12 protein-coding genes and 1 pseudogene are annotated in these 12,632 nt (G+C 71.9%); 8 read left to right on the top strand and 5 right to left on the bottom strand.

All coding sequences use genetic code 11. The features are described 5' to 3' along the window. The first annotated feature begins 16 nt into the window (after positions 1-16). The 5 genes from ACHMXE_RS13680 to ACHMXE_RS13660 all read left to right on the top strand — a co-directional run bounded on the left by ACHMXE_RS13680 (position 17) and on the right by ACHMXE_RS13660 (position 5,127). Positions 17-1,093, top strand: a complete 1,077-nt coding sequence (locus tag ACHMXE_RS13680) for an extracellular solute-binding protein (protein ID WP_395349760.1) — start codon at positions 17-19, stop codon at positions 1,091-1,093. Between the two features lie 10 nt (positions 1,094-1,103). Then, positions 1,104-1,925: an ABC transporter permease gene (locus ACHMXE_RS13675; protein WP_057592579.1), complete on the top strand. Its 822-nt coding sequence runs from the start codon at positions 1,104-1,106 to the stop codon at positions 1,923-1,925. Beyond that, the gene (locus ACHMXE_RS13670) at positions 1,876-2,424 is read left to right on the top strand and encodes a TIGR00725 family protein (RefSeq protein WP_395349759.1); all 549 of its coding nucleotides are present in this window, start codon (positions 1,876-1,878) and stop codon (positions 2,422-2,424) included. Before ACHMXE_RS13675 ends, ACHMXE_RS13670 begins: the two co-directional genes overlap by 50 nt. A 45-nt stretch (positions 2,425-2,469) precedes the next feature. Then, a complete protein-coding gene (locus ACHMXE_RS13665) occupies positions 2,470-3,987 on the top strand; it encodes an AMP nucleosidase (RefSeq protein ID WP_203203206.1) in 1,518 nt (505 codons plus the stop codon). A 147-nt stretch (positions 3,988-4,134) separates the two neighbouring features. After that, a complete protein-coding gene (locus tag ACHMXE_RS13660; protein WP_395349758.1) occupies positions 4,135-5,127 on the top strand; it encodes a Bug family tripartite tricarboxylate transporter substrate binding protein in 993 nt (330 codons plus the stop codon). Between the two features lie 12 nt (positions 5,128-5,139). Here ACHMXE_RS13660 and ACHMXE_RS13655 read toward each other — a convergent pair whose 3' ends face one another. After that, a complete protein-coding gene (locus tag ACHMXE_RS13655; RefSeq protein ID WP_395349757.1) occupies positions 5,140-5,841 on the bottom strand; it encodes an ArsR/SmtB family transcription factor in 702 nt (233 codons plus the stop codon). Between the two features lie 82 nt (positions 5,842-5,923). Between ACHMXE_RS13655 and ACHMXE_RS13650 the strand changes: the two are divergent. After that, positions 5,924-6,853 (top strand): annotated as a pseudogene (locus ACHMXE_RS13650) (cytochrome P450); the annotation flags it as partial. A 304-nt stretch (positions 6,854-7,157) separates the two neighbouring features. Here the strand turns inward: ACHMXE_RS13650 and ACHMXE_RS13645 are convergent. Together ACHMXE_RS13645 and ACHMXE_RS13640 are read right to left on the bottom strand one after the other, a co-directional pair. Further along, on the bottom strand, positions 7,158-8,147 hold the full coding sequence (locus ACHMXE_RS13645) for a pyridoxamine 5'-phosphate oxidase family protein (protein ID WP_395349756.1): 990 nt from the start codon (positions 8,145-8,147) through the stop codon (positions 7,158-7,160). Between the two features lie 40 nt (positions 8,148-8,187). After that, positions 8,188-8,835, bottom strand: coding sequence for a glutathione S-transferase family protein (locus ACHMXE_RS13640; protein WP_395349755.1), 648 nt, complete (start codon positions 8,833-8,835; stop codon positions 8,188-8,190). Positions 8,836-8,955: 120 nt separating this feature from the next. Here ACHMXE_RS13640 and ACHMXE_RS13635 point away from each other — a divergent pair, with 120 nt between their 5' ends. Beyond that, positions 8,956-9,846 (top strand): LysR substrate-binding domain-containing protein, encoded by an 891-nt coding sequence (locus ACHMXE_RS13635; RefSeq protein ID WP_209543020.1) that lies wholly within the window; start codon positions 8,956-8,958, stop codon positions 9,844-9,846. Here the strand turns inward: ACHMXE_RS13635 and ACHMXE_RS13630 are convergent. Continuing rightward, positions 9,762-10,532, bottom strand: a complete 771-nt coding sequence (locus ACHMXE_RS13630) for a hypothetical protein (RefSeq protein ID WP_395349754.1) — start codon at positions 10,530-10,532, stop codon at positions 9,762-9,764. The two genes, ACHMXE_RS13635 and ACHMXE_RS13630, sit on opposite strands and share 85 nt — an antisense overlap. Next, positions 10,529-11,404 (bottom strand): hypothetical protein, encoded by an 876-nt coding sequence (locus ACHMXE_RS13625; RefSeq protein ID WP_395349753.1) that lies wholly within the window; start codon positions 11,402-11,404, stop codon positions 10,529-10,531. The genes ACHMXE_RS13630 and ACHMXE_RS13625 overlap by 4 nt, the downstream gene beginning before the upstream one ends. 315 nt (positions 11,405-11,719) lie before the next feature. On the opposite strand from ACHMXE_RS13625, the gene ACHMXE_RS13620 reads away from it, so the two are divergent. After that, positions 11,720-12,625, top strand: a complete 906-nt coding sequence (locus ACHMXE_RS13620; protein ID WP_395353070.1) for an ATP-binding cassette domain-containing protein — start codon at positions 11,720-11,722, stop codon at positions 12,623-12,625. The last annotated feature ends 7 nt before the right edge of the window (positions 12,626-12,632 follow it).

The following is a 12,632-nucleotide window of genomic DNA, read 5'->3' as shown; positions in this document are numbered from 1 at the left end:
CCCAGGAGCCACTTCCATGCAACGCAGACATCTGATCCAGGCCGCCGGCGCCCTGCCCGTGCTGGCGCTCGCGCGCACCGCCTTCGCCTTCGACGGCCCCGAGCTCTACGCGGGCGAGAAGGCGCTCTATGCCGAGGCGCAGAAGGAAGGCCTGTGCGTCTCCTTCGACACCGGCCCCGAATGGGCCAACTGGAAGTCGCTGTTCCGCGACTTCAAGAAGCGCTATCCCGAGATCGAGCTGACCTACAACGACATCGGCTCGGCCGCCACCGTGGTCGCGCTGGAGAAGACCAAGCGCCGCCCGCAGGCCGACACCGCCTACTACTTCGCGGCCTCGGCCGTCGATGCCGCGAAGAAGGACGTGGTCGCGCCGTTCAAGCCCGTCAACTTCGACAAGCTGCCGGCCGTGTTCCGCGAGGCCGAGGGCCGCTGGTTCACCATCCACACGCTCAACATCGCGTTCCTCGTGAACAGGAAGCTGGTGAAGAACGTGCCCACCGGCTGGGCCGACCTGCTCAAGCCCGAGTTCAAGAGCACGGTGGTCTATCTCGACCCGCGCTCCACCGGCATCGGCCAGGTGCTGACCTTCGCCGCGGCCTATGCCAACGGCGGCGGCGTCGACAACGTGCAGCCCGGCACCGACTACCTCGGCAAGCTGCATGCGGCCGGCAACGTGCTGCGCGTGGAAGGCACCACGCCGTACGCCAAGTTCCTCAAGGGCGAGATCCCGGTCTGGATCAGCTACGAGAACGACGGCCTCAAGGCCAAGCATGTCGACGGCATGGGCGACGCGGTCGAGGTCCTGATCCCGAAGGAGGCCAGCGTGGCCGCGCCCTATGCGATTAGCCTGGTGAAGAACGGCCCGAATCCGAACGCCGGCAAGCTGTGGCTCAACTTCATCATGAGCGAGGCCGGCCAGTCGCTGTTCGCGCAGGGCTTCGTGCGGCCCGCGGTGCCGGGCACGCCGCTGTCCGCCGATGTCGCGGCCAAGATGCCGGCCGCGCCGCAGATCAAGCCGCTCGACGTGGTGAAGGCCTCGGAACGCAAGGCCGAGCTCGACCGGCTCTGGGCCCAGGCGGCGCTGGGGAAGTAGGCGCTTCGTGATGAGACGCTTCGGTGCCTGGCCCGCCTGGGCCTTCATGGCGCTGTTCTTCGCGGTGCCGCTGGCGGCGCTGCTGCCCGAGGCCTTCGCCGAGCGCGGCAGCGCCTTCGGCCGGCTGGTGGGCAACCCGCTGTTCTTCGGCGCGCTGCGCAACACGCTGGCGCTCGGGCTGGCGGCGGGCGCGGTGTCGGCGCTGGTCGGCACCTGCATCGCGATCGAGCTCGCGCGCCAGCCGGCCGCGCGGCGCCAGTGGCTGATGACGCTGCTGGGCCTGCCGCTGGCCTTCTCGGGGCTGGTGATCGCCTACGGCTTCATCCTGGCCTTCGGCCGCGCGGGCTTCGTGACCCAGCTCATGGCCGGGCTCGGCGCCGACCCGGCCGTGCTCGGCAGCTGGATCTACAGCGTGTCGGGCCTGGGCTTCGCCTATGCCTACTACCTGATCCCGCGCGTGGCGCTGTCGCTGTACCCGGTGTTCGCCAACCTCGACCCGCGCCCGGCGCAGGCCGCGCGCACGCTCGGCGCCTCGCGCGCGAGGGCCTTCTGGGACACGGTGCTGCCCGAGGTCGCGCCCTCGGTGCTGTCGAACGCCTGCATGGTGGCCGCGATCGCGATGGGCACCTACGGCACGGCGCTGGCGCTGGTGGGCACGCAGCTCAACATCCTGCCGCTGATGCTCTTGGCGCAGGTGGGCGACGGCGGTTCCGATTTCGCGGTGGCGGCGGCGCTGTCGCTGGTGCTGATGGTGGTGTGTGTGATCGTGATGGGAGTGGGCGATGTGCTTGCGCGAAGGCGGGAACGCGGTGCGGTCGGCGCCGGTCATTGAGGCGCTCGCGCGCCTCTCGCAGCGGCAGCGCGGGCCCGATCGCCATCGCCAGCCGGTGGCGATCATCGGCCCGGGCGATGGCGGGCCCGCCGAGTGCGAGGCCGCCTATGCGGTGGCGCATGCGCTGGCCGGCGCGGGCATGGCGGTGGTGTGCGGCGGGCGCGGCGGCGTGATGGCCGCGGCCTCGCGCGGCGCCGCCGAGGCCGGCGGCATCGCCGTGGGCATCCTGCCCGAGGACGACGACCGCAACGCCAACGAATGGCTCGGCGTGGCCATCCCCACCGGCATGGGCGAGCTGCGCAACGGCATCGTCGCGCGCAGCGGCCTGTGCCTGGTCGCCATCGGCGGCAACATGGGCACGCTGTCGGAGATGGCGATGGGCCTGAAGTGGGGCAAGCCGGTGTTCGTGATGCACGGCGACATCGCGCTGCCGGGCGCGGTGCCGGTGGCGGATGTCGACGACATGCTCGCGAAGGTGCTGGGCTGCCTCTTGGCCTGAGGTTCCAGCCCGCGGGCGGTCACGACGGCATTGCACAATGCCGCCATGCCCTACATGCCCCCCTTCGTCGCACCCGCCCGCTTCACCGACGCCGCCGCCGCGCTCGACCAGGTGAAGGCCATCTACCAGGGCGGCCTCGCCCATCTGCGCGCCTCGATGCTGCGCTTCGTGGACGGCGAGGAGCTGCCGGGCCGCGTGCGTGCCTGCTACCCCTTCGTGCGGGTCCACACCCACACGGTGGCGCGCCACACGCCGCCGGCCAATGCCGGCCTGAGCTACGGCTTCGTGGCCGGACCCGGGCGCTACGAGACCACGCTGACGCGGCCCGACCTCTATGCGCGCTACTACCTCGACCAGTTCCGGCTGCTGCTCGAGAACCACCAGGTCGAGCTCGAGGTGGGCACCAGCACGCAGCCGATCCCGATCCATTTCTCGTTCGCCGAGAACGACCACATCGAGGGCACGATGAGCCCCGAGCGGCGCGCGCTGATGCGCGACGTGTTCGACCTGCCCGACCTCGGCGCGATGGACGACGGCATCGCCAACGGCACCTTCGAGGCGCTGCCCGGCGAGGCGCAGCCGCTGGCGCTGTTCACGGGCGCGCGCGTCGACTACTCGCTGCACCGGCTGCGCCACTACACGGGCACCCTGCCCGACTGGTTCCAGAACTTCGTGCTATTCACCAACTACCAGTTCTACATCGACGAGTTCGTGCGCCTGGGCCACGAGGCGATGGCCGACGAGAACAGCGAGTACATCGCCTTCATCGAGCCCGGCAACGTGGTGACGCGCCGGCGCGGGCTCTCGGCCGGCGCCAGCGCCACCTTCGGCCACCTGCTCGACGGCAGCCAGGGCACGGCGCCGCCGCGGCTGCCGCAGATGCCGGCCTACCACCTGGTGCGCGAGGACTACAGCGGCATCACCATGGTCAATATCGGCGTCGGCCCGGCCAATGCCAAGACCATCACCGACCACATCGCCGTGCTGCGCCCGCATGCCTGGATGATGCTGGGCCACTGCGCGGGCCTGCGCAACACGCAGCAGCTCGGCGACTACGTGCTGGCCCATGCCTACGTGCGCGAGGACCACGTGCTGGACGAGGAGCTGCCGCTGTGGGTGCCGATCCCCGCGCTGTCGGAGATCCAGCTCGCGCTCGAGCAGGCGGTGGCCGACGTCACGAAGTGCGAGGGGCCCGAGCTCAAGAAGATCATGCGCACCGGCACGGTGGCGAGCACCGACAACCGCAACTGGGAACTGCTGCCCGGCAACCAGCCGCAGCGCCGCTTCAGCCAGAGCCGCGCGGTGGCGCTCGACATGGAGAGCGCGACCATCGCGGCCAACGGCTTCCGCTTCCGCGTGCCCTACGGCACCCTGCTGTGCGTCAGCGACAAGCCGCTTCACGGCGAGATCAAGCTGCCCGGCATGGCCAACCACTTCTACCGCGAGCGCGTGGAGCAGCACCTGCGCATCGGCATGCGGGCGATCGAGATCCTGCGCCAGGAAGGCTCGACCCGGCTGCACAGCCGCAAGCTGCGCAGCTTCGCGGAAGTGGCGTTCCAGTGAGGTCCGACCCGCCAAAAGCGTGACTTAGTTCCGCATTTGGCGCGACTGGAGGCCCATTCCCAGGGTTTTCCCCTGGGCGTCTGTCACGGGCACGACAGACGCCGTGCGTCATCATTTGTTTACCTTTTTAGACAATCGGAAACAAACATGCCGCACCCGACCGCCCTGCCACCTTCGCCCGGACGCCGGCGCTTCCATGCCTGGCTGGGCGCGCTGGCCGTGCTGGGAACGGGGGCGGTGCGCGCGGCCGAGCCGCAGCTGACCGCGAAGCTGCGCATCGTGATCCCCGCCAACGAGGGCGGCGGCTGGGACCAGACCGGCCGCGCGCTCGGCGCCGCGATGCTGGCCTCGGGCGCGGTGGGCGACGTGGTCTACGAGAACATCGGCGGCAAGGGCGGCACCATCGGCCTCGCGAAGTACGTCGAGAAGTACGACGCCGACCCCGACGCGATCCTGATGAGCGGCATGGTGATGGTCGGCGCGGTGGCGCTGCAGAAGCCGGCCGTGACGCTGGCCCAGGTGGCGCCGGTGGCGCGCCTCACGAGCGACTACGAGGTGGTGGCGGTGCGCGCCGATTCGCCGATCAGGACGCCCAAGGACCTGATCGCCCAGCTGCGCGCCGACGCCGCCAAGACCGTGATCGCCGGCGGTTCGGCCGGCGGCGTGGACCACATGTACGCCGGCATGCTGGCGCGCGTGGCGGGCAACACCGCGGCGCTGGTCTACCAGCCGCACCCGGGCGGCGCGCAGGTGGTGGAGTCGCTCGAGTCGGGCAAGTCCGCGGCCGGCATCTCGGGCTACAGCGAATTCAGCGAGGCCCTCGCGAGCGGCAAGCTGCGCGCGATCGGCGTGTCGGCCAGGCGGCCCTTCCTCGGCATCCCCTCGGTGCGCGAACAGGGCGTGGACGCCGACCTCGCCAACTGGCGCGGCGTGCTCACCGGCAAGAAGGTGACACCCGAGCGGCGCGCCGTGCTGCTCGAGGCGGTGCGCCGCGCGACCGTGGCCGACCTCTGGCAGAAGACCATCCGGAAGAACAACTGGGACGCCTACTGGATGGCGGGCAAGGACTTCGAGGGCTTCCTCGAGCTCGACACCGCGATGGCGGGCCCGCTGATCTACCTGCTCAAGCTCAAGGCCTGATTCGAGGCCCGATCAGGCACCGGCGAACAGCTCGGGCATCTCGCGCACGGCCTTGGGCGTGAGCGCGAGCGCGCGGCCGTCGAGCTCCTGGCGCACCCAGCCGCGCTTCAGCGAGAGCTGCAGCCACGCGGCGCCGAGCGCGCCGCCCAGGTGCGGCCGGCGCTCGCTCCAGTCGAGGCAGGCGCAGGCGAAGCGGCGGCGCGAACGCCGCACCGCGTCGACTTCCACGCCCAGGCTTTCGAGCGCGACCGCGCCTTCGACGGTGAGTTCGTAGGAGCCGCTCGCGAGGCCGCTGAGCCAGCCCTGTGCATGCAGCCGGTCGTGCAGCACGACGCCCGCCGTGCCCGCCATGTGGTCGTAGCAGGTGCGCGCGCTGCGCAGCCGACTCGGCGTGCTGGGCTTGAACCCGGCCACGCGCGGCGCGCCGGCCACCACCATCAGGCCTTCGAGCGCGGCCGCCACGTCGTCGTCGGCGAGCCGGAAGTAGCGGTGCTTGCCCTGCACCAGCAGCGCGACCAGCCGCTCTTCCCTGAGCCGCGCGAGGTGCGCGCTCGCGGTCGAGGGCGCGACCTCGGCCACGGTCGCGAGCTCGGTGGCGGTGCGCGCATGGCCATCCATCAGGCAGCTGAGCATGCGGGCGCGCGCGGGCTCGGCGATGGCGCCGGCGAGGCGGGCGAGCTGGAGGTCCGGGTTCGCGGAGGCGGCGGTGTTCATGCGGCGATCCTAAGGCGCCATGCCATCCCACACTTCGGCCGCGAGCGAAGTGTGACGGACACGCGCGGCGCAGACTTCGGCCATGAGCACGCCGCACCCCACCCTCGAGACGACGGCCCCGACCGACCCCGTCAAGGCCGTCGTGCATCCCGATCCCTATCCCTTCTACGCCACCCTGCGCGACGGCCCGCCGCTGGTCTGGAACGCCACGCTGCGCCTGTGGGTCGCGAGCCGCGCCGAGGTCATCGAGACGCTGCTGCAGGTCCACGGCGCGCTGCGCGTGCGGCCGGCCACCGAGCCGGTGCCGCGCGCCATCGTCGGCCAGCCCGCGGGCGAGGTCTTCGGCCACCTGGTGCGCATGAACGAAGGCGCGGCGCACCAGGCGCACCGGCCCGCGCTGCAACGCGCGCTCGCGGGCCTCGACCTGCAGGGCGCGCATGCCACCGCGCTCGAGGCGGCCACGGGCACGCGCGCGCTGCCGCTGTCGGACGCGCTGTTCTCGATCCCGCTGCGCGCGGTGGCGCGGCTGCTGGGCTTCGGCGATGCGGCGCTGCCGCGGGTCGATGGCTGGATGCGCGACTTCGTGGCCTGCCTGTCGCCGCTGTCGAACGAAGCGCAGCTGAGCGCGGCGAGCGTTGCGGCGGCCGCGCTGATGACGCGCTTCGAAGCCTTGGTGGCCGACGCACCGGCCGCGCGCGGCACGCTGCTCGCGGCGGTGCGCGAGGCCGAGCCCGCGGACACGCCGCCCTCGCGCGCGCTGCTCGCGAACCTCGTCGGCCTGCTGTCGCAGACCTGCGATGCCACGGCCGGCCTGCTCGGCAATAGCCTGATCGCCTGGCGGCGCGAACCGGCCGCGCGCGAGGCCGCGGCCACGCGCGACGGCCTGCAGAGGATGGTGCAGGAGACCGCGCGCCACGACCCGTCCGTGCACAACACGCGGCGCTTCGTGGCCGAGCCGGTGGACATCGCGGGCACGACGCTGGCCGCGGGCGATGCCGTGCTGCTGGTGCTGGCGGCCGCGAACCGCGATCCGGCCTTCAATCCCGAGCCCGATCGCTTCCAGCCGCTGCGCGCGCGGGCGCCGCATGCTGGGCTTCGGGCATGGGCTGCATGCGTGCCCGGGGCAGGCGCTGGCCTGCACGCTCGCGGCGGCCGGGCTCGAGGCCCTGCTGGGCGAGCGCCGGGCGGAGGTCGAGCGGAGGCTCGAGCGCGGCTGGCGCTACCGGCCCTCGGTCAACGGGCGCATTCCCTCGTTCGATTGAGCCCCCACCGTTCGCGCCGAGCTCGTCTAAGCGTCGCGCGAGGCTTCGACAAGCTCAGCCCGAACGGCTGGAGGACTCCGCCCACTGCCCCATGCGCGCCAGGAACGGCGACAGCTGCGCTGCCCCCCAGCGCAGCGGCAGCGCGCCGGGCCGGCGCAGCACCTGCTGCACGCGCAGCCGCAGCAGCCGCTCGGCGCCCTCGAAGGACGCGAGCTCGGGCCCGTCGATCACGATCTCGGCCGTGGCCGCGACATGCAGCATCTCGCCGCTGTCGAAGTCGACGAACAACAGGCCCGCGCGCGGATAGGCCAGCAGGTTGCCGAAGGTGTTGAAGAAGCGGTTGCCCGTGAAGTCGGGCACCGTCAGCACGCCGCCGCCGATGTCGTCCACGCGCACGAAGCCGGGCCGGCCGCCGCGGTGCGACACGTCGACGCCGCGCGCGCTGGCATCGACCTCGTCGCCCTCGGTGGCCGCGCTCGCGGGATGGGCGCTGGCGATGAACAGCGTGTCGGCGCGCCGGATCAGCGCGCGCGCCGCGTCGTCGAGCCCGTCGAGCCATTGCACCGCCGCGGGCGCCGAGGCCGGCGGCCGGTAGGCGGGTTCGCGCGCCTGGATGTACTTCGGGCAGTTGCCGAAGCTCTGCTGCACCTCGAGCGTGAAGCCCGCCGCGTCGAGCGCCTCGACCGTGCCGTTCATGCGGTTGCGCCGCCGCGTGTGCGGCTGGATGCCGAGCAGCCCGAGCGTCGCGCCGTCGCGCAGCGAGGCCGCGAGCGGATCGCCGGCAGCGGGCAGCGCATCGATGCGCAGGTGCGTCGGATCGGGCGAATGCGCGAAGCCGGCCGGCGCGGCCAGCATGCTGGCCCAGGGCTGGCCCTGCGCGTCGATGCTGCCAGTGACCAGGAAGGGCAGCAGCGCGAAGAAGTCGCGGTGCTGGTCGGGCATGAAGTCGCGGATCACGCGCGAGCCGGCCGCGGCCATGACCTCGCGCGAGCCGGCCTGCAGCTGCATCGCGCGTTCGCCGGCGTGGAAGGGAACATCGATCATGGCGGACCTCCGCGAGTTTCTTCGGTGAGCGTGGAGGCGATCAGGCGGCCAGCGCGATGGGCGAGCGCACCATCGGCACGAAGCCCGGCAGCGCCTCGACGCGCGCGAGCCATTGCCGCACGTGGGGATAGGGATCGAGCGACACGCCGCCCTCGGGCGCATGGGCCACGTAGGCGTAGTTCGCGATGTCGGCCAGCGTGGCCGACTCGCCCACCAGGAAGGGCCGGGTTGCGAGGTGCTGCTCCATCACCTCGAACAGCGCATGGGCGCGCTTGCGCACCTCGCTCGGATCGTCGGGCCGGCCGAACAGCGCGAACACGCGCGCGGCCGCCGGCCCGAAGGCGAGCTGGCCCGCCGCCACCGAGAACCAGCGCTGCACCTGCGCCGCGCCGAAGGCATCGCGCGGCATCCAGCGGCCGGGATCGGGCGCATAGCGCTCGTTGAGGTAGACCAGGATCGCGTTCGAATCGGCGAGCGTGAGTTCGCCGTCCTCGATCACCGGCACCTGGCCGAAGGCATTGAGCGCGAGGAACTCGGGCGTGCGGTTGGCGCGCGCGCGCATGTCGATGTCGATGGCCTCGAAGGGCAGGCCCAGCAGCGACAGGAACAGCCGCACGCGGTGCACGTGGCCCGAGATCGGCGTGCCGTGGAGCTTGATGAACTGGGCCGGTTGGCGCGAAGCGGTCATGGTCGGAATCCTCGAAGTGGTGGCGTCGGAATGGATTCTTCTCTCTTGCGTCGATCGAAGGAATACACGTCATCGGATTTGACTGCTGCGTTTTTCGGATGAATCCGATCTAATCGCCCGATGGATCGCTTCAAGGCCATGCAGACCTTCGTGCAGATTGCCGACCAGGGCAGCCTGACCCGCGCCGCCGAGGCGCTCGGCAGCTCGCTGCCCGCGGTGGTGCGCGCGCTCGCGGCGCTCGAGGCGCACCTCGGCGTGCGGCTGTTCCATCGCACCACGCGGCGGCTGTCGCTGACCGAGGAGGGCCGCCATTACCTGCCCGCCGCGCGCGAGGTGCTGCTGGCGGCCGACGCCGCCGACCTCGCGCTGCAGGCCGAGGCGCGCGAGCCCGAAGGCCGCCTCACGATCACCGCGCCGGTGCTGTTCGGCCACATGTACGTGGCGCCCGCGATCACGCGCTTCATGCAGCGCCACGCGCGCGTGCGCTGCAGCGTGCTGCTCTACGACCGCACGGTGAACCTGCTCGAGGAAGGCATCGACGTGGGCATCCGCATCGGCAGCCTCGAAGACTCCTCGCTGGTCGCGCAGACGCTCGGCAGCATCCGCCGCGTGGTGGCCGTGAGCCCCGACTACCTGAAGCGCCACGGCACGCCGCGCCACCCGCGCGACCTGGCCGGCGCGCCCGCGGTGCGCGGCCGGCTCGATGCGCCCGCGCAATGGAGCTTCCACGAAGGCAGCCGCACGATCCATGTGGCGACCGTCACGCGGCTGGAGTTCAACCACCTCGCGCCGGCCGTCGAGGCCTGCGCCGCGGGCATGGGCTTCGGCACCTTCTTCTCCTACCAGGTGCTGCCGCTGGTGGCGCAGGGCCGGCTTGCGCTGGTGCTCGAGGACTTCGAGCCGCCGCCGCGGCCGGTCAGCGTGATCTATCCGAACGCGCGGCTGCTGCCGGCGCGCACGCGTGCCTTCATCGACTGGATGAAGGACGAGTTCACCGGGCTGCGGATGTAGCTGGTGCCGGGCTCAGGGCGCCTCGGCGGCAGCGGCCGGCCGTCGCACAGCCGCTCGGCGTCGTTGACCATGCCGCGCACCGCTTCCTCGAGGCCGAGGTTCAGCACCGCCATGAACTCGCCGTTGGCGCTGGTCCAGTTGGCGCGCGTGCCCATGCCGTGGTACTGGCGCGAGACGGTGGCGCCGCCCGGCAGCCGGTAGGCGACCTTGATCGCCACGTGCGACACCAGGTTGAGGTCGACCGACCAGGCATGCGCGAGCCGCAGCGAGACCTCGGCGCCGAGCTGGCGGCGCGCCAGGCCCGCGGCCGGCGGCACGGCCGCGAGCGTGTCGAAGCCGTAGCGGCGCGTGGCCAGCAACGCGTCGCGCACCCAGGGCACGGCATCGCCGCCGCGCAGCGACTCCACGCGGCGCGGCGTGGCATGCACCGTCGGCAGCATGCGCGTGAGGTTGCCCATGTGGCTCTTGTTGCGGCGGATGTCGTCGACGCGCGCGACGAACAAGGTGCAGCGCTGCGCGATGCGGAACGCCAGCACCGGTGCCTCGTCGGGCCGCTGCCCGGGCTCGGGCGAGGACTCGAAGACCATGCTCAGCGGCTCGTTCTCGTCGACCGCGTGCGCGATCGGCGTCAGCGCGCAGGCCAGCAGCACGAGCGCCGCGGTGCGATGGAAGCGAAGGCGCGTCATGGCACGGTGCTCCGGATCGAATACAGCGCCTTGTCCTCGTCGCGGAACAGCACGCGCGGCGGACCGGCCTGCGTGTCCTCGATGCCCTGGCCGCCGATCACGACCCAGGTGCCGTTGACGTTGAAGCGCCCGGTCTTCACCGGGCCCGCGCGCGCGCCCGCGATGTCGAGCGCGAACAGGCGCATCGTCTGCGCCACCGAGTCGCGCATCACGGCGCGCAGCGCCTGCCCATCGTTGGCGACCAGCCGCCGCACCACCGTGGGCCGCGTGCCGCCGCCGATCGGCGACTGGTAGATCGCGCCCGCGCGGTAGACCGGCTCGCTGCCGCCGTCCTGCCACAGCAGCGCGGTGGTGCGCGTGGTGAAGGCGCCGAGCCCCGGCTCGAGCGCGTACTGCAGCAGCAGCACGAGATAGGCGGGCCCGTTGCGCGTGGCCGCGATGCGCGCCTCGTGCTGTGCCTTGGGCGGCATCGCGGGCAGCACCTGCGCCGAGGCGATGCGCAGCGGCGGATAGAGGCCGGTGGCGCCGATCTCGCCGAGCGCGATGCCGGCCTCGGTGCGGTAGTCGTAATCGAGCAGCGGCCCGACCGTGGCGCCGACCTCGGCGCTCATCTCCTTCTGCCGCGCCTGCTGCACCGAGGAATCGATCAGCGCGCCGATCATGCCGCCGCCGAGCGCCGCGGCCGCGCCGGGCGGCTGGGCCGAGAACATGAAGCTCTCCTGCGCGACCACCACGCGCACGTCGACCTCGGGCAGCTTCGCGCGCTCCGCCGCGCCGATCGAACGATGGAAGGGCGCGCAGGCCGCGAGCAGCGCGCTGCACAGCACGAGCAGCAGCGCGCGCCACGGCCGCGACGAGGTCGATGCCCTCATCGGCCGCGGCCCCGGAAGAAGAAGGAAGTGCACGGCCTGTGGCTTGTCGGCATGGAAGGTCGGACGAAAGAATGCGTGAACGGACTACGGCCGGGGCCGGCGAAGCCGCGATTGTGTATCGCTTGCACGCGCCGTGGACTCGCGGTGAACCCTGGTCCCCCGACGGACGGCGCCGCGCGCGGGCCTGCGTCAGAATCGTCGCGTTCCGCGGTCCTCCTCATCTCCCTTCTTCCGGTCCCGCCCGTGTACACCTCCGCCTCCCAAGCTGCCTCCGCTCCCTCGCCGGCCACCGCGCCTGCCGCGCCGCTCTTTCGCGTGACGAACCTGCGCAAGCGCTACGGCGACACCACGGTGGTCGACGATCTCTCGTTCGACATCGCGCCCGGCGAGTGCCTCGGCGTGATCGGCCCGAACGGCGCCGGCAAGACCACCACCATCCGCATGTGCCTGGGTCTCACCGCGCCCGACGGCGGCAGCATCGAGGCGCTGGGCCTGCAGATGCCGCGCGACGCGCTCGCGATCAAGGCGCAGCTCGGCGTGGTGTCGCAGTTCGACACCCTCGACCCCGACTTCAGCTGCGCCGAGAACCTCGTGGTCTACGGCCGCTACTTCGGCTTCGCGAAGAAGGAGGTGCGCCAGCGCGTGCCGCAGTTGCTCGAGTTCGCGGCGCTCTCGCACAAGGCCGATGCCAAGCCCGGCGAGCTTTCGGGCGGCATGCGGCGCCGGCTCTCGCTGGCGCGCGCGCTGGTCAACGACCCCAAGCTGCTGCTGCTCGACGAGCCCACCACCGGCCTCGACCCGCAGGCGCGCCACCTGATGTGGGAGCGCCTGCAGGTGCTGCTGCAGCAGGGCAAGTCGATCCTGTTGACCACCCATTTCATGGACGAGGCCGAGCGCCTGTGCTCGCGCCTCTTGGTGCTCGACCACGGCCGCAAGATCGCCGAAGGCCGCCCGCGCGACCTGATCGCCGAGCACCTCGAGCCCGACGTGGTCGAGGTCTATGGCAACGGTGCGCTCGCGCTGGCGAACGTCGACGCACTGCGGGCCCTGGCCGCGCGCGTGGAGGTCAGCGGCGAGACGGTGTTCTTCTACACGCAGGACGCGCGCCGCCTGCTCGAGGCGCTGTCGGGGCATCCGGGCCTGCGCACCTTCCACCGGCCCGCGAACCTCGAGGACCTGTTCCTCAAGCTCACGGGGCGGCAGATTCGCGAGGACGGCTGACGCCTGT

It is taken from the genome of Variovorax sp. UC122_21, from assembly GCF_044056785.1.
GTDB lineage: Bacteria > Pseudomonadota > Gammaproteobacteria > Burkholderiales > Burkholderiaceae_C > Variovorax.
Note: the sequence above shows the minus strand (reverse complement) of the source record. Positions and strands in the feature narration are given on the sequence as shown.